Origin of the sequence: Rheinheimera hassiensis (genome assembly GCF_022436675.1) — a bacterium.
Taxonomy (GTDB): Bacteria; Pseudomonadota; Gammaproteobacteria; order Enterobacterales; family Alteromonadaceae; genus Alishewanella; species Alishewanella hassiensis.
This window is the reverse complement of record NZ_JAKUJZ010000003.1, coordinates 302,344-318,244: the sequence shown is the minus strand read 5'-3', so window position 1 is coordinate 318,244 and position 15,901 is coordinate 302,344. Positions and strand designations below refer to the sequence as shown.

Annotated in this window: 12 protein-coding genes and 1 pseudogene; 6 read left to right on the top strand and 7 right to left on the bottom strand. The window is 49.6% G+C overall.

The window, feature by feature from the left end; genetic code table 11:
* Window positions 1-121: 121 nt before the first annotated feature.
* Together MJX74_RS07300 and MJX74_RS07295 are read left to right on the top strand one after the other, a co-directional pair.
* The gene (locus MJX74_RS07300) at window positions 122-1,741 is read left to right on the top strand and encodes a DUF342 domain-containing protein (RefSeq protein ID WP_240222111.1); all 1,620 of its coding nucleotides are present in this window, start codon (window positions 122-124) and stop codon (window positions 1,739-1,741) included.
* A 193-nt stretch (window positions 1,742-1,934) separates the two neighbouring features.
* Complete coding sequence (locus MJX74_RS07295; RefSeq protein ID WP_068235914.1) at window positions 1,935-2,630, top strand: DUF2884 family protein; 696 nt, start codon at window positions 1,935-1,937, stop codon at window positions 2,628-2,630.
* A gap of 4 nt (window positions 2,631-2,634) precedes the next feature.
* Here the strand turns inward: MJX74_RS07295 and MJX74_RS07290 are convergent, their stop codons facing one another.
* The 4 genes from MJX74_RS07290 to MJX74_RS07275 form a co-directional block, all read right to left on the bottom strand.
* Window positions 2,635-3,690, bottom strand: a complete 1,056-nt coding sequence (locus MJX74_RS07290; protein WP_068235063.1) for a succinylglutamate desuccinylase/aspartoacylase family protein — start codon at window positions 3,688-3,690, stop codon at window positions 2,635-2,637.
* Complete coding sequence (rimK, locus tag MJX74_RS07285) at window positions 3,690-4,607, bottom strand: 30S ribosomal protein S6--L-glutamate ligase (RefSeq protein WP_068235066.1); 918 nt, start codon at window positions 4,605-4,607, stop codon at window positions 3,690-3,692. Before rimK ends, MJX74_RS07290 begins: the two co-directional genes overlap by 1 nt.
* 134 nt (window positions 4,608-4,741) lie before the next feature.
* The gene (mgtE, locus tag MJX74_RS07280; RefSeq protein WP_240222110.1) at window positions 4,742-6,091 is read right to left on the bottom strand and encodes a magnesium transporter; all 1,350 of its coding nucleotides are present in this window, start codon (window positions 6,089-6,091) and stop codon (window positions 4,742-4,744) included.
* A gap of 26 nt (window positions 6,092-6,117) precedes the next feature.
* Complete coding sequence (locus tag MJX74_RS07275; RefSeq protein WP_240222109.1) at window positions 6,118-7,080, bottom strand: magnesium transporter CorA family protein; 963 nt, start codon at window positions 7,078-7,080, stop codon at window positions 6,118-6,120.
* Between the two features lie 190 nt (window positions 7,081-7,270).
* Here MJX74_RS07275 and MJX74_RS07270 point away from each other — a divergent pair, with 190 nt between their 5' ends.
* The 4 genes from MJX74_RS07270 to MJX74_RS07255 all read left to right on the top strand — a co-directional run bounded on the left by MJX74_RS07270 (window position 7,271) and on the right by MJX74_RS07255 (window position 13,712).
* Window positions 7,271-9,148 (top strand): FTR1 family protein, encoded by a 1,878-nt coding sequence (locus tag MJX74_RS07270; protein ID WP_240222108.1) that lies wholly within the window; start codon window positions 7,271-7,273, stop codon window positions 9,146-9,148.
* Window positions 9,149-9,266: 118 nt separating this feature from the next.
* Window positions 9,267-11,507 (top strand): hypothetical protein, encoded by a 2,241-nt coding sequence (locus MJX74_RS07265; RefSeq protein ID WP_240222105.1) that lies wholly within the window; start codon window positions 9,267-9,269, stop codon window positions 11,505-11,507.
* An 11-nt stretch (window positions 11,508-11,518) separates the two neighbouring features.
* Window positions 11,519-13,219, top strand: a complete 1,701-nt coding sequence (locus MJX74_RS07260; protein WP_240222103.1) for a toxin-antitoxin system YwqK family antitoxin — start codon at window positions 11,519-11,521, stop codon at window positions 13,217-13,219.
* Window positions 13,220-13,331: 112 nt separating this feature from the next.
* Entirely contained in the window at window positions 13,332-13,712 is a 381-nt protein-coding gene (locus tag MJX74_RS07255; RefSeq protein WP_240222101.1) for a U32 family peptidase, read from the top strand.
* On the opposite strand, the pseudogene MJX74_RS07250 reads toward MJX74_RS07255, so the two are convergent.
* The 3 genes and pseudogenes from MJX74_RS07250 to MJX74_RS07245 form a co-directional block, all read right to left on the bottom strand.
* Window positions 13,680-14,795: pseudogene (locus MJX74_RS07250) on the bottom strand (PAS domain-containing protein); the annotation flags it as partial. The gene MJX74_RS07255 and the pseudogene MJX74_RS07250 sit on opposite strands and share 33 nt — an antisense overlap.
* Window positions 14,740-15,165 carry a chemotaxis protein CheB gene (locus MJX74_RS21930; protein WP_420851386.1) on the bottom strand — a complete coding sequence of 142 codons (426 nt, stop codon included), beginning with the start codon at window positions 15,163-15,165 and terminating at the stop codon, window positions 14,740-14,742. The pseudogene MJX74_RS07250 and the gene MJX74_RS21930, both read right to left, overlap by 56 nt.
* Entirely contained in the window at window positions 15,162-15,770 is a 609-nt protein-coding gene (locus MJX74_RS07245) for a PAS domain-containing protein (protein WP_240222098.1), read from the bottom strand. Before MJX74_RS07245 ends, MJX74_RS21930 begins: the two co-directional genes overlap by 4 nt.
* Window positions 15,771-15,901: the final 131 nt, after the last annotated feature.

Sequence of the window (15,901 nt, the reverse complement as noted above, 5' to 3'; positions counted from 1 at the left end):
GTTGCCAAAAGGGCTTGTGTTAAGGCCGGTTATTTGCTTCATTAGACTAGCTTTCGTGCAGTAACCTGAAGTGTGAAGCCATATGCAATTTACCGAGCACAATAGTAGTATAAAGATAACCGTGCCTGTAACTCTGAATGCGCTGACGGCGCAGGACGTTAACGCTCAGTTACAGGAAGCCGGCTATGGCCGTTGTTTTTTGATTCAGGATCAACTCACCAACCTGCTGGTGGAATATCAGCAAATTCAGCAAAAAATCAAAGACAAGCTGCAAGCAGAAGGTGCGCCATTAACGTACCGTATTGCCGACATGCGCCCTGCAGAGCTTAAGTTTGATATCAGCGAAGACAAAATGTCAGCAGCCGCTATTATTACCTCGGCCTGGGGCGGGCCACCGATGTCGGCCAATATGCTGGTTAAAGCTGCGCAGGAAGCCGGGGTGGTATTTGGTTTTAGTAAAGAGCACATCATTAAGCTGGTAACTCATGCCAGTAAAGCCGATCCAGGCAGCAAAGTAAAATTGGTTATAGCGCGTGGCCGTCAGGTCGTGCAGGGGATTAACTCCCGCTTTGAAGCATTGATCCCCGATATGGAAAGCCGGCGCAACAAACCCTTACTGCAGTCTGAAGAAAAAGCCGACTTACGCGACTTTGGTGTTATTCCGTCTATTCGTGCTGCCGAACCTTTAATGCGCCGGCATCCGCCTACTGCCGGGGTAGATGGTATGACCGTTACCGGCAACCTACTGCCCGCTACACCGGGGCAGGTTGTGGAATGGAATTTGGGCGAGGGCAGTGAGCTATCGGCAGAGGATACCGATTTATTGCTGGCCGCGCGTGATGGTTTACCCCGGGTAATCGAAAACGGTGCTACCGTTGATGAGGTGTTTACCGTAAAGAATGTTGATCTGGCAACCGGACATATTATTTTTCGCGGTTCAGTTGTGATTAACGGCGATGTGACTGAAAGTATGAAAGTTATCGCCGGTGGCAATATTTTTGTAAAAGGCTTTGTTGAAGGTAGTCTGATAGAAGCCGGCGGTGATATCAAAATTGGCGGCGCTATTATTGGCCATCAGATAGCCACTGCAGAAAAAGACACTGAATACAGCACTGAGCTAAAAGCGCAGGGTGATATAGAGTGCAATATTGCCCAGTATGCCCGCTTAAATGCTAACGGCAATATCTACGTTAAAAAGCAAATAATGCACTGTGCGGTGTCTGCCGCCAAAGTGTATGCCGGCCCTGAAGACAACCCTAACGGTAAGGTTATCGGCGGCTATTATTATCTCGACTACGGTATTCATACAGGTAACCTTGGTGCGCCCTCCAGCAGCAATATTTATATTGAGCTGAACCGGCTGACCGACCCGATAGTGGAAAAACAAGACGTACTGCGCACCAGTATTGCTGCAGCGAAAAAAGATATGCTGGATATTCGCGAACAACTGGAAAAGTTGAAGAAAATTGAAGGTAATGCCCAGATAGAATTACGCCGCCAGGAGTTACAGGGGGAATTTGATGATCACAGAACCGTGGCACTGGCATTAATTGACGATGTTAAAGCACTGGAAGTACAACGCAAAGAGAAACTGGAGCAGGCACTTATTGTGGCGCATCAGCAGATTTTTTCTGCGGTTGAGGTGCATTTTGACAAAGATATTATCCGCAGCCGCCGCGAATACGGCCCGTCAAAAATACTGCTGGTAGACGGCAGTGTGTCGATAGAACCTTTCTATTAATACAGACCTGGTAATATACACCAGGCTGCATTTTCGACAGGTGGCAACTGCCCTGCGATGCAGGGTAATGTGTTTTTTGCTGTGCTAACGTAGGCTTTGTCTGACGAAGTGACCGGGTAAATTATCAGTGAAGCGTTTTCTCTTTATTTTTATACTGTTGTTTGCGCCGCTGTTATCGGCAGATGAGTGCAATATGGCATTTGCGCACGGTATTATTATCTCGCCTGATCAGATCCGTATTATGCAAAACAACCGCACCCATGTGCAGATAAACGCTGATCATCAGCTGTTTGTTCGTGGTGAATGGGTTACACTGGAAGAAGACGACACCTTATTGCTGGCGCAGTACAGCCAGGGTTTACGCCGTTTTGTGCCCGAAATTGTTAGTATAGCGGTAGACGGTGTGGAGCTGGGATTATCCAGCATTGAAGCTATGTTTAGCGGTATTGGCAGCCAGGCGCAGCAGGCTGAATGGCGCGAACTGGTGCGGGAAACTACCTTTCAGTGGATGTCGCGCTTTGTGCGCAGTAACGATCACTTCTATCTGGCGCCGCAGAGCCTGAATGAGCTGGATTATTTTCTTCATGACGAATTAAAACCCCAACTGGATAACCTGGCCCGCCATACGGTTGGCGCGGTATGGGGCGCATTGCGCGATGCCTTGCGCCACTCAGATAGTAACTTTGAGCGTTCAGATAATCAGGATTGGCAGTCAGTTGGCCAAATGGTAGACAAAATTAATCTGGGGTTGGATGCCAAAGCGGTAGAGCTGGAAGAAAAATCGGCATTATTTTGCCAACGCATGCAGGAACTGGATGAAATTGAAAAACAATTACAACAGCGCCTGCCTGAGCTGAAACGTTACGACGTGGTATCACAAAAGCAGTAGTGGGTTATACCACACCGTATTCTTCACCCAGTACCGGTGGCATGGCGTTGTCTACTTCGTCATTAATGGCATCCAGCGTTTTTTCTGCCTCATCAAGCGAGCTGACTTCAGCGACATGAAACAGCGCTTCACCTTCGTTTACCAGTGGCAGGTTGTTACGGCCAATAACAATGCCGTCAAAGCTGGCCGGCACTGCCACTTCAAAATCTGAGTAGGGTGAATAGATATGCGCCAGCACATCGCCGGTTTTTACTGTTTGGCCCAGGCCCACATAGTAGCGTGCTATGCCGTCGTGCTCGGCCCGCACCCAGCTGCTCTTTTTAGAAAATAACGATTTGGTGGTCGGCTTTTTCCGCATGGCCCTGAGCATACCCAAATCGGTCATCACATTTAAAATACCGCGCACGCCGACATTAATCGATTGCTCGTCAAAGCGCAGCGCTTCACCTGCTTCATAGAGCAAAAGCGGAATGCCTAAATTATTGGCCGTGCCACGCATAGTACCGTCGCGGCTGGCCGCTTTAATAATAATGGGCGCGTTAAACACTTCAGCCATTCGCAGTGCCACTTTATCTTTGGCGCTGGCTCGCACCTGCGGCAGGTTAGAGCGGTGAATAGCGCCGGTGTGCAGGTCAATGGCATGAGTACAGTTTTTTAATATTTTATCGGTAAACTGAAATGCCATCCGGCTGCCGAGTGAGCCTTTTTCGCTACCGGGAAAGCTGCGGTTTAAATCGCGCCGATCGGGCAAATAGCGCGATTGCTGCACAAAGCCATAGGTGTTTACTATCGGCACTATAATAAGCGTACCTTTAAGCTGATTCAGTCGCGGCAGTTTTAGCAGGCGGCGGCATATTTCCACGCCGTTAATTTCATCGCCGTGCAGGGCCGCGGTTACCAGCAATACCGGGCCGTCTTTGCGGCCGTGGATCACATGAGCACCAATGTTTAGTTCGGTGTGGGTATACAGCTTGCCAAAGGGTATATCCACTACAGCGCGGCTGCCCGGCGGAATATTACTGTTGCCCAGTATAAAAGGTGCTCTTGTGCCATTTTGCATTAGCCGGTTCCTTTGGTGTTAAGTTTGCGCCTGGTTTTATGGCTGGCCACTTTTTGTTCCAAAAAGGCAATACTGATATCAGCAATATCTTTGCTGGTAGCAGCCTCAATGCCTTCAAGCCCCGGTGAGCTGTTTACTTCCATCACTACCGGGCCATGGTTAGAGCGCAGCAAATCTACGCCGGCGACATTTAAGCCCATAGTTTTCGCTGCCCGAATAGCTGTGCTGCGTTCTTCTTTGCTTAGCCGTATGGCCGATGCTGTGCCGCCGCGGTGCAGGTTTGAGCGAAACTCACCGGCTTTAGCCTGACGTTTCATTGCGGCGACTACTTTATTACCGACAACAAAGCAGCGAATATCGGCGCCATTGGCTTCGCGGATATACTCCTGCACCAGTATATTGGCATTTAAGCCCATAAAGGCTTCTATCACGCTTTCTGCTGCGGTGCGGGTTTCAGCCAGCACTACGCCAATGCCCTGAGTACCTTCAAGCAGTTTGATCACCAAAGGTGCGCCACCTACCATTTCAATAAGGTCGGGAATATCGCCCGGTTTATCGGCAAAACCGGTAACCGGCAGACCGATACCCTGGCGTGCTAATAACTGCAGGCTACGCAATTTGTCGCGAGCGCGGCTGATGGCAACAGATTCGTTTAAGCTGTAAACACCCATCATTTCAAACTGGCGCAGTACAGCCGTGCCGTAAAAGGTAATAGAGGCGCCAATGCGCGGGATCACGGCGTCAAAGTCTTCCAACACCTGGCCTTTATGATGAATAGAAGAATTGGTGCGGTTAACGTTCATATAACAGGTAAGCGGATCGATTACCTGCACCTGATGGCCACGGTTTGTTGCTGCTTCCACCAGACGTTTGGTGGAATACAGTTCAGCATTGCGCGATAAAATCGCAATTTTCATGCGCTCTCCAATAAGAGGTAAGATCAGTCGCTATTGTAAAAGTGTCTGCGCCTTCAGGCAGCAATAATACTGCTGTTTGGGCAAAATAATTTTGTTGCTTTTCTGCTTTAGTGCAACGCTCCTGCTCAGCCTATCTAGGAGAGCAAAAACAGTGAGCCTAAACCGAGAAAGGCGAAAAAGCCGATCACATCAGTTACTGTGGTCAGTATTACGGAGCCTGACAAGGCCGGATCGATATCCAGTTTTTCCAGCCAGATAGGGATCAGCACCCCAGCGATGGCTGCGACCACGATATTAATCACTATCGCCATACCGATAATGCCGCCGATAATCCAGTCACCAAACCACAAATAAGTAATAGCGGCTATCACCAGCGCCCACAGCACTCCGTTAATGGCTCCGACCCCCAGCTCTTTGCGCAGCAATGTCATATAGGTTTTAGGTGTAATTTGCTCCAGTGCCAGGCCGCGGATAATCAGTGTCAGTGTCTGGCTGCCGGCAATACCGCCCATGCTGGCCACTATTGGCATTAAAACCGCCAATGCCACGACCTGCTGTAAGGTGGCCTCAAACAGGCCTATGGTCCAGGCCGCTAAAAATGCGGTTAGCAGGTTTATACCCAACCACAGCGCGCGGCGCTTGGCGCTGCCAAAAATAGGGGCGAATAAGTCTTCTTCTTCGTCTAAACCGGCGGTGTGCATAAACTGGCTTTCCAGGCTGCGGCGCACGTTCTCCAGCGCTTCACCAATAGATAGGCGGCCAAGTAATTTGCCTTCGTCGTCAATAACCGCCAGCGCAGTATAGCCAGAGCGTGAAACAATATCTGAGCCCTGATCCAACTCCATTTCACCTTCGACTATCGGTGCTTCGTTATCAATAACGGTTTCAATCGGTAAGTGACTGCCAAGGCCGAGTAGCTGAGTAGCATGAACCAGGCCGGCGTAGCGGCCGGTGCGGTCTACCACAAACAGTGCATCGTGGTATTCGGCGTCTTCTGCCAACTGGCGAAACAGCCGGATAGCATCGCGTACTTTGGCATTTTTATTGATGATCAACATATCGTGATCAGCATAACGGCCACATTGGTCTTCATCATAGGCCAATGCAGTATCCAGCCAGCGGCGCTGGCTTTCATCAAGGCGTGAGCAGGCGTAGTCGTAAATCCGTTGCGGCAGCTCATCAAGCAGCTCGATCAGATCATCAACTTCCATGCCCTCAACCAGGCTGCGTAGCTGCGCTTCATCTAACTGTTTAAAAATATTGTCGCGGGCGTCTACCCGCATATAGGTCAGTGCTGCTATCTGATCATCCGGGTGCAGGCTTAGCCAGGTGCTGACCCGCTGCTCTACCGGCATGGCTTCCAGCGCAATAGCAATTTCTTCCGGCTCCAGCTGGCTTAGCTTTCCGGTCAGGTGTTCCGCTTCATCTTCGTTAAAGCTGTCGCGTACTATTTCTTCAATATCCAGCGGTTGGTTTTCAGCCATTTACAACTCCCTAGCCCGTGGTGGTGTTACCACCAGCCGCGTATCTTAAACCATGTCAGCCCTGCGATGCCGCCTATTGCCATAGCAATCAGCACAATAAAATAGCCATCCATCATTTGCAGCTCAGGCATATTGATAAAGTTCATGCCGTATATGCCAGCAATAAATGTCAGAGGGATGAAAATAGTGCTGACAATGGTTAATACTTTCATCCGTTCGTTAATCTGGTGCGAGGTGGTAGATAAATAACCTTCCACCAGATCGCTGAGCTGATCGTAGTACATATCCGTCATACTGTGCAGCCGTTCAAATTTTTCGTAGAAGTCGCGAATATCCGCGCTGTTAAAATGGCGCAGCAGCGGGTTTTGGTCTTCATATAAAGCGTCAGAAAAAATGTCTTTCTGATAGGCCAGGTTACGATTAATTTTGCGCAGCACCGAGCGGTAACGCATTATGCGCGCCATATGCTCATCATTACCACGGTGCAGCATAACATCTTCCAAGTCGCTCTGTTCATCTTCAAAGTTAATCAGTTTTTCCAGATAACTTGCCGACACGGCTAACGTTAGCTGCTTTACCCAATCGGCAATAGTGGCGTTGGTGCCGCTGCTAAGTTGTGGTTCAAGTTGCTTTAGCAACTGCGGATTGTGGCAGTGGATGCGGCTTATTAATACTTGCTTTGAATACAACAAGTTAACCTGAGCGCTGCCACTGTATTCGCTAAAATCAGTATCGGCATAGCCACGCATAATCAGTAAAGTAAAGTCGGTTTGCGCTTCCAGTTTAGGCGGATGACGCTCCCGGCTGAAATCTTCAGCCAGGGTGGGGCCTATGGCAAAACGCTGCATAACTTGCAGCTGTTCTTCCTGGCTGGCGTTGTTCAGGTTTATCCATAAGCGGGCTTCGGCCGGTAAATTTGTCGGTAGCTGAGTTAAGGTGCATTCACGCCAGTTGTTGGTTTCAGGTTCAAAATAGCTAAGTAAAATCATACTGTTTCTCCGACGGTAGCACTTTGGCTACAGCATACTCATAAAAGCCTGTTGCGGGCAAATGAACTAAGGCGGCTAAGGCTAAACGGTAAAAGGCACGTTTCTTACGGCGGTTGGCAGTGTTGGGTATCATAGCAGCAAATAAAGCGAGTATAATGCGAATCATTCCCTTTAAGTTGTTGGTTGTATCATGAAGAAACTGCTGTTGTTGTGTTTATTGCTCGTTACCTTGCCTGGGCAGGCGTCTGACAAGCTGATCCAATTAATTGAATATATTGGCGCCGATTACAAAGAGGCTGTACAGCAAGGGCAGGTAGTAAACGCCGCCGAGTTTGCTGAAATGCAGGAATTTGCCAGCCTGATCCCGGCCCAGTTGCCGCCGGAGCAACATGAGTTACAACAACAGGCCATTTTGCTGCAGCAACTGGTGGCGGCACATGCCGATGAAGCTGACATTCAGCAATTAACCGCTACTATGCGCAAAGCGGTTATTGCTGCCATGCCCGCCATTGCACTGCCACAGCAAGCGCCAGACCGCATTCGTGGTAAAGCTTTGTATCAGCAAAACTGTGCGGCTTGTCACGGTGATAACGGCCACGGCGATGGCCCGGCAGGTACAGCACTGGACCCGACGCCAACCGATTTTCATGACACTGAGCGTTATAATGCCCGCAGTTTATTCGGTCTGTTTAACACTATTAGCCTGGGTGTGGCCGATACCGGTATGGTGGCCTTTTCGCATCTGGATGAGCAAAGCCGCTGGGATCTGGCGTTTTATGTCGGTGCTCTTGCCAGCAAGGCTGACATAGGTGCCAGCGAGGCCAAACCGGCTAAAGCCGTGCCATCGGTGCTTGTCAGCAAAACTGCAATTGGGCACTTGTTAACCGCTACCCCACACGATGTTGCACAGCAATACACAGAGCTTGGTGGCGCGTTAATGGCATTATTTCGCCAGCATCCAGAGCAATTTTTTAATGCTGCCGATGCATCGCCGTTGCAGATAGCCCACGACAAGCTGGATTTACTACCCGCACTTTTACAACAGCAGCACTATACGCAGGCTTACGATCTTGCTGTATCGGCATATCTCGATGGTTTTGAACTGGCAGAAAACAATCTTGCCGCGGTAGACAGCACGCTAAAAGACCAGATTGAACAGCGTATGCTGCAGCTACGCCAGTTAATTAAACAGCAGGCTGCAACTGCGGTACTACAGGCGGAGATCAGCGAAATACAGCAGCAGCTGCAACAAGCACAGCAAGCACTGGATGAAACCGAATTAGCGCCTTTTAATGTATTTTTACTGGCACTGCTTATTTTACTGCGCGAAGGGCTGGAGGCCTTGCTGGTTGTTGCAGCCATATACAGCGTGGCAGTAAAAACACAACAACCACGGTTAAAGCGCTCGGTACATGTTGGTTGGGTGGCTGCGCTGGCGTTGGGGGCAGTAACCTGGGTGGTAGCCAGTTTTGTTATCACTATATCCGGCGCTTCGCGCGAACTTACCGAAGGTTATACCGCATTAACTGCTGCAGCTATTCTGTTTTATATGGGGTTTTGGATGCACAGCAAAACTTCCGCAGCGCAGTGGCAGCAGTTTATTGGCCAACAGGTAAATAAAGCGCTTAAATCCGGTGCTTACTTTGGCCTTGGGCTGGTGGTGTTTTTAGCGGTTTACCGCGAAGTATTTGAAACAATCTTGTTTTATCAGTCCTTGTGGCTACAGGGCGGGGCGGTGCACCAGTCCAGTTTTATCGCCGGTATTGTAGCGGCGTTAGTGGCGCTTTCAGTATTGGGTGTCGCCATGTTTAAATTTGCGCTGAAGTTGCCGTTAAAAACCTTCTTTGGCAGTACCGCCGTGCTGATGATAGTGCTTGCTGTGGTGATGGTGGGTAAAGGTGTTGTTGCCTTGCAGGAAGCCGGCACTATGCCAATAAGCCCGCTTCAACTGCCCACCATAAGCTGGTTGGGTATTTATCCTACCGTGCAAGGGCTGGCGGCGCAGTTACTGTTGCTGGTAGCGGCTGTTGCACTGCTTGTATACCAGCAGCGTAAGCACAAAATATAGCCATAACGTTACCCAAGTGTACACGGCGCAGCAATTAACCGTATAAAGCATTTTATTTACAGTGCTTTAACGGTTAAACTGTGCCGTTTTGTTGTTTGAGTAAAGTAATAGGAACACCATGAAGTACCTCGTTAGCGCCTTCGCTTGCTGTGTTTTATCAGCCTGCTCTTTTGTTGATACTGATGTTGAGTTTAAGCCTGAAAAGGGCGAGGAGCGCAGCTATCAGGTATACAGCACGGCAAAAATAACGGTAGATACAGGCCGGCGCACTGAAACACTTAATACAACTTCGCACCAACTGCTGCGTTACAAAGTTATTGATACCGGTCCTGAAAGCCGGTTTGAAGTACACATTGATTATCTGCAAATGCGTGAAGGTCAGGGCAGCGGTATCAGTAGTACCCGTGCGGCTGAGCGTAACCCTGAAATGCACGCCATTTTTTCGCAAGGGTTTGAGTTTACGGCTAATTTAAACAGTGGCAGCGTAACCGATTTTAGCGCATTGAATAAGCCGGTATGGCAGGCGCTGCTGGCGGAGCGTGGTGCAGAGCTGGAGCAGGAAATGAAAAAGCTGTTCAGCTCATCGGCTTTTCTCAGCAGCATACCGGCTAAGGTTGGCGCTAAAGTAAAGTTGCCGGCTTATCAGGGGCAAGCTGATGCTACCCTGACCGTATTGCAGGTAACCGATACACAGCTGCTGGCTAAGGTGGAAAGCAGCCAGGCAGAAAGCCGGTTTTATGGTCACATGTTACTGGAGCGTGAGCGTGGCTGGTTAGAGCAACTGGCGCTGGTTATCGAAGCGCCTTTTGAGCGTTATGGCTATAACGGTACTGTGCGCAGTAATGTGATTATGTTACCGCTTAAGCGGCAGTTGGGTGATATTACCCGGCGTTTTAATTTTGATTATGACTTTCCGGCTTTCGAGTATGAAAAACAGCCAGAGCTGGTAATCAGTGATGCTAACAAACCACTAACACAAGACGCCGTATTTCCGCTTGATGCCGGTTATTTTTATCAGCAAGATAACCAATTAAATTTGGTTTATCAGCATGATTTTTCGGGTTTTTTACCTGAAGGTGAGTTTCGCTTAACTAATGTCAGCGCCCATAATGCTGATGGCAGCGAGATTCCGCTGCAACTGAGTGATATTGGTGGTTTAAGTTATCCGGACCAGGATGGTTTTTATAAGTCCGAGCGGCAAAGTCTGCTTACGGGTTGGAATGCACCGGCACAGCTGCTGGAGCAGGTTGCAGAATTCAGAGCGACAGCGCATTACTCGGCCGCTAAACTGGTGCAGCTTAGCCTGGCACCTGATCCGGCTAAAACAGTAAGTTTGAAATATGAAGATTTACAGCTGGAATTATCGCCGGTGCCGGGCCAGCCATTTACTTATCAGCTTAAAGCCAGCAGTGGTAATAAACACTGGTTACACCGGCGCTATGACGGTGCCGAAGGTGCAATGGTGCAACTGATGAACCCGCATAACGATGGGCCGGACTGGCTTAGCGCAGCTGAGCAAAATATGCTGGCGCTGGCATCGTCTGATCAATACCAAAGTGTTACGCAGTTTACCTTTAGCGCCGAACCGCCAAGCCTTACTTTGTATGTTAATTCTATGTCTGACAGCACGGTGTTTAGCAAAGATATCCGCTTTATTCCGGAAGCGAAATATGCGGCGAATGTGGCCTATCCGCCGGCACGTCAGCGACTGCTTTACAGTGAGGATATGTATGGCGGTTATTATGACAATGCAGAGGGAATAACTGAAACAGCTCCCGCTTTAGTTGAGCCACAAATCGTCGATAAATATGGTTTAAGCCTGCAGTTAACTGCTGAACAGGCTGCGCTTTGTACAATTAGCATTGTTGATGCTCCTGAGGTAAACGGCCATAAATTGCTATGGAGCCGGGTTAACATCGGTAATAATTTCAATGGCGCGCCGGATAAATCTGTCAGCTACCAACTTAGTACTGCTGATGGTATACGCCGTTATTTTTACGATATTAGTGTGACCAGTAATTTAACCTGCGCCGGCACGCCACAATGGCAAACAGTGGATTACCAGCCAGAGCAAAGCTGGCTAATTGATATCCGGCAACTGCCGGGCGTTGATACTACGCAGAGTGTGGCAGATTTTGTCCAGCGCTACCGCTTTTTAAATGCTCAGGATAAAGCGTTGGCGCCTCTGTCTACAGACGACATCAACCAGGACGATTACTATCAGCAGTCGTTGCAGCAGGTGTTACAGAATGGACACTGGTTAGCGATAGCGGGCCGGACGGCGCGTATTGAACACATGACAGCCACTGGGGCGCCGGTTAATAAGCAATGGCAACACCACTTTCCGGCCTTACCTTAGGGAGCTCAACGATGAAACCACTATTAATAATAGCGGCGCTGTTGTTATCGTTTAACCTGTCGGCTGAGCGCATATCGCTGAACCAACAATGGCAGCCAAGCGATGAACCCGGCGAGGCGATGTACTACATTACCCAACCTGCTACTGAGCAAAACGGCGTCTGGCCGCTGCAGTTATTTTACCTGTCGACAGATAAACCGTTCTTTACCGGCAGCCTTAACGGGCCTGATTTAGCCGGGCACAATATTGTAGGCTATTTTGAGTTTTTCTATGATACGGGTCAATTGTCGCGCAAAGGCAACAGCGATGCAGCTGGCAATTATCATGGCGCACATCTGCATTACAGGGAAGACGGCACGTTAAAAGGAGAATATCTCTATAAACACGGCCAGCTTGACGGTGAGCAGAAAACCTATCATCAAAATGGCAAACTGCATCGTCACGAGTACTATGTTAATGGCGCAGAGCTTGGCGTGGAAGAAAGCTTTTACGACAATGGCAAATTGGCATCGCGCAAAACTTACGGTGTAAATGGTCTGGAAGGGCTGATAGAGAGCTACTACGATAACGGCCAACCAGAGCAAAAGGTGAATATGGTTGCCGGCAAACGCCAGGGTGAGCGGTTGTATTGGAGTAAAGACGGCTGGCTGATTTATCAGCAAAACTATCTTGATGACAAGTTGCACGGGGAAGAGCGGAACTATCAGGCCGAAGGGGTATTAAGTTCAGTTAAAAACTATCAACATGGCAAACAGGTAGGGCTGCAACAGCATTTTAGCGGCCCGGAAATATTAGTTGAGAAACAACAATTTGATAATGCCGGGCGTGAAATACAAAGCATTAAATTTGATAGCAGCGGCAACATAACTACGCAAACCGATACGCAGTATCAAGACAATGACAAGGTTACCATTGAGCAGCGTTTTGACGCTGCAGGCAAGCTAAGCTACAAGTATCAGCACGACACCACAAAAGATTTTAGCTTACGTGAAAGTTTTAATTCGGCCGGTGAACTGACCGAACGCGAGGAATCGCTTAAGGGGCAGTATCAAGGGCTTTATATTAGCACCGGCTGGAATGGCAGTGTGCAGCGCGCTCACTATGTTGACGGTAAAAAACACGGCGTTTATCGCGAAGATACTGTCGATGCTGAAGGTGGCAGCAACTTTATCAGCGGCCAATACCGGCAGGGTATCAAGGTGGGTAAATGGATAACAAAAACCAGCAATAGCACGCTTACTGAGCAGTTTGACCAGCAAGGGCAGCAGGATGGTAAGCAAACAGAGGTTGCCGCCGATGGTACGGTAATACTGCTGCAGCACTTTAAAAATGCTAAGTTGCATGGTGAGTATCTGCGCCTTGGCTATAGCCGTGAACTACAAGCTAAAGGCCGATATGTTAATGGCCAGCGCGAAGGCGCCTGGCAACTGCAGGATGAGTACAGCTATGGTTCGGTTAAGTTATGGCATGGCAGCTATAAAGCCGGGCATGAGGTGGGGACTTGGCAGGCGTTTTCAGCCAATGGCCATGTGCTGGCACAGATGCAGTATGACAATCAAGGCAGGCTGCAGGGTAAAAGCTACAGTTTCAAGGAAGATGGTAGTCTGCTGCAGATTGAAGAGTTTGTTGATAACCAACAGCAAGGCGATTCGGTGCGTTATTACAATGGTGAGCCTTCGTTAAATGTAGACGATCTGTTGTTCGGTCAATAGAATCTGGCAGTACAAAAAGCCGGCGTTATACGCCGGTTTTTTTATAGGCGTAATACTTAGCTTGCTGTTTTTTTAAAACCAGACTAGCAGTGCTTTGCGTCAGATCAATATTGTGTCTGATCCCGGGGTGGTTTATCTGCTAAAGCAGCAGTTTCCGCATATAGCACTGCATTTATCGGTGCAGACCAATACGGTGAACTGGGCGGCAGTAAAGTTCTGGCAGGCGCAGGGCGCCTGCACTTTACGCCGGCATAAACCACAGGACACGCAAAACTATGACACCAGCCATAGTGTGGGCCAACAATTGCTGGTGGGCGAGTTGCGGGACAAGCAGGATAAAGAGGTACTTTTGGCGCCGGGTGCATGTTATCAATTAAAAGTGAAACTGCGCTGTGTGCCCGATAGATTGTATTGCGTTGAAAGCTGGCAGCTAAGCTGTCGTATCCGTGCCGGGGTTTTATTATTGCCTTTTTGGTGCAGCCGGGTTTGCTGACTGCTTGCGCAGCGCTGCCTCAAGCTTTTTGGTGGCACTGATATCAACCAATGTAATAACCACGCCGTCTATAACATTATCCAGCCGCCGGTACGGCATAATGCGTACCGAAAACCAGCGCCCGTCGGTGGTGGGAATTTGTTTTTCACAGAATTTCAGCGTGCGCAGGGTATCGAGCGCATCGTCATGCAAGGATGGGTACCGCAGGCTGCTGGTTAAGTCGCTTAGTGGCCGGCCTAAATCGCTTTCACGCAGATTGATAATATTTGCCGCACGATCGGTATAGCGGCGCACGTTTAATTGCTGATCTAAAAACAAAATCGCAATTTCGACACTGTTAAGCGTATTTTGCAGATCGCTTTGCGCCAGGGCCAGGTCGTCCAGTTTGGTTTGTAATTCAGTATTAATGGTTTGCAGCTCTTCATTCATCGACTGCATTTCTTCTTTCGATGTGGTCAGCTCTTCATTGGTTGACTGCAGCTCTTCATTGGTCGATTGCAACTCTTCATTGCTAGATTGCAGCTCTTCTTTGGAGGTGCGGGTTTCTTCGCGTAACGCCTGAATTTCATCAAGATACTGTTGCTGCACTGCTGCCAGAGAAAAATCGATGCCGCTGGGCGCATCTTTAGCACCGGTAGCGCTAACATCGCGAAACACGATCATTGTCATACCTTGTAGTGGCGCCGGTTCCCGCAGTGCCTGCACTGTTACATCCACCAGCATGGCATTGTCGCCGGTTGACAGGGGTAAATGGTGTAATTGCAATGGCGTACCTTTGGTTTCTGCAGGCTGCAATGCCGCCTGTTGCAGTGCGACAGCCAGCGGTGAGCGTAGCCCTTCACGTACCATGGCATGGAAGTTCCAGTTGGCTTTGCCCGCTGCCGGCTCCAGGTATTTACCGGTACGCCCGCTGATGTAAACAATGTCGCCGCTATTGTTCAGCACTACCGCCGCAGGGGCATAAACTTGCAGCAGCACCTGATCTGCAGCACTTTGCAGGTTGTCAGCCTGGGATGAAGGTGTTTTATTAATGGCCACCGGATGCTCCTTGGCGAGGGTTGATAAGGGGGGAAACGAATGTACCGGCAAGTGACTGGAACAAGATATTGACCGGCAGGCGTAAACCGCGCGCCTGTTGTGGTGTTGTCAGATTCATTACGCCATTATGTACCCGGAGCTCGGTATTGGGCGGGATCACATAGACTTGATCTGCGCGCAGCGGCATGCCTTGTGCCGCCTGTTGCACTTTCATGCTGGTTGAGCGTTGCAACAGCTCTGCCAGCATGGCTTTTTGTGTCGGGTCCAGATGTTGTACTACTATCCACGCCAGCCCGGAATCCGTAGGTGTATGAGATAAAAACTGTTCCAGCGCCTGTAATCCCCCGGCGGAAGCGCCAATGCCGACTATGGTCTTGGGGACGGCACCGGCTGCGGCCGTGCTGGCTGTGTTCACGTTAGCATAATCAATATAGCGTTATGATCCTGGCTTAGCTGCGCGCTCAGGTGCAAGGTGCGTGTTTCTACTACTGTCACGTCTGTACTGACAATCAGCGTAGCGCTTTGTTGGTTACGCTGTACCCGGGCCAGAGCGGCGCTAAGCATAGGCTGGCATGTGGCGCTAAACATTGACAGCAGTGGGCGGCCGCAAAGCTGCTGGGGTTGCTGCCCGGGCTGATAGTCTTTTGCATCATCAAATAAGCGGATTGCTGCGGCATTGCAGTGGGTAATAATGCCGTCAAGGCTGAGAATTAAGCAGCCTGTCGGTGCCAGATCAAAGAACTGGCGATAACAGGCAAGTTCATGGCTGTACTCAAGTTCGTTGTGTTTCAGTTGCTCTAACTGTAAATCCAGCTCTACCTGATGAATTTGTAATTCATGCAGTAGTTTCAGGCCGTCAGCGGCAGTGCTGGCCACACTACTAAGCCGGTACAGCACGCCCAGCGCGTCACTACTTGCTGTAAAAGCATTGCTTAACTGCGCCGTGCCTGTTCTGAGTTGTTGTTCAGCTTGCTGGCGCAGCACAGTGGTGAGTTGCGGCGGAATGATCGGATCAGACATGCAAACCTGCATTTACATTATAGTGTGCTGCAGTATAGGCCTATTAGTGCACGGTAGACACTGAATACCTGCGCTGGCTTACTGAAAATCTGCGGTTTGCGGATACGCTTGCGAAGCGTGATTGCCGCTAG

Bases quoted from the DNA above. Each gene is read 5' to 3' on its own strand.
- MJX74_RS07265 (WP_240222105.1), top strand. From the start codon at position 9,267: ATGAAGTACCTCGTTAGCGCCTTCGCTTGCTGTGTTTTATCAGCCTGC.
- rimK (WP_068235066.1), bottom strand. From the start codon at position 4,607: ATGAAAATTGCGATTTTATCGCGCAATGCTGAACTGTATTCCACCAAA.
- MJX74_RS07295 (WP_068235914.1), top strand. From the start codon at position 1,935: ATGGCATTTGCGCACGGTATTATTATCTCGCCTGATCAGATCCGTATT.
- MJX74_RS07245 (WP_240222098.1), bottom strand. From the start codon at position 15,770: ATGTCTGATCCGATCATTCCGCCGCAACTCACCACTGTGCTGCGCCAG.
- mgtE (WP_240222110.1), bottom strand. From the start codon at position 6,091: ATGGCTGAAAACCAACCGCTGGATATTGAAGAAATAGTACGCGACAGC.
- MJX74_RS07290 (WP_068235063.1), bottom strand. From the start codon at position 3,690: ATGCAAAATGGCACAAGAGCACCTTTTATACTGGGCAACAGTAATATT.
- MJX74_RS07275 (WP_240222109.1), bottom strand. From the start codon at position 7,080: ATGATTTTACTTAGCTATTTTGAACCTGAAACCAACAACTGGCGTGAA.
- MJX74_RS07270 (WP_240222108.1), top strand. From the start codon at position 7,271: ATGAAGAAACTGCTGTTGTTGTGTTTATTGCTCGTTACCTTGCCTGGG.
- MJX74_RS07260 (WP_240222103.1), top strand. From the start codon at position 11,519: ATGAAACCACTATTAATAATAGCGGCGCTGTTGTTATCGTTTAACCTG.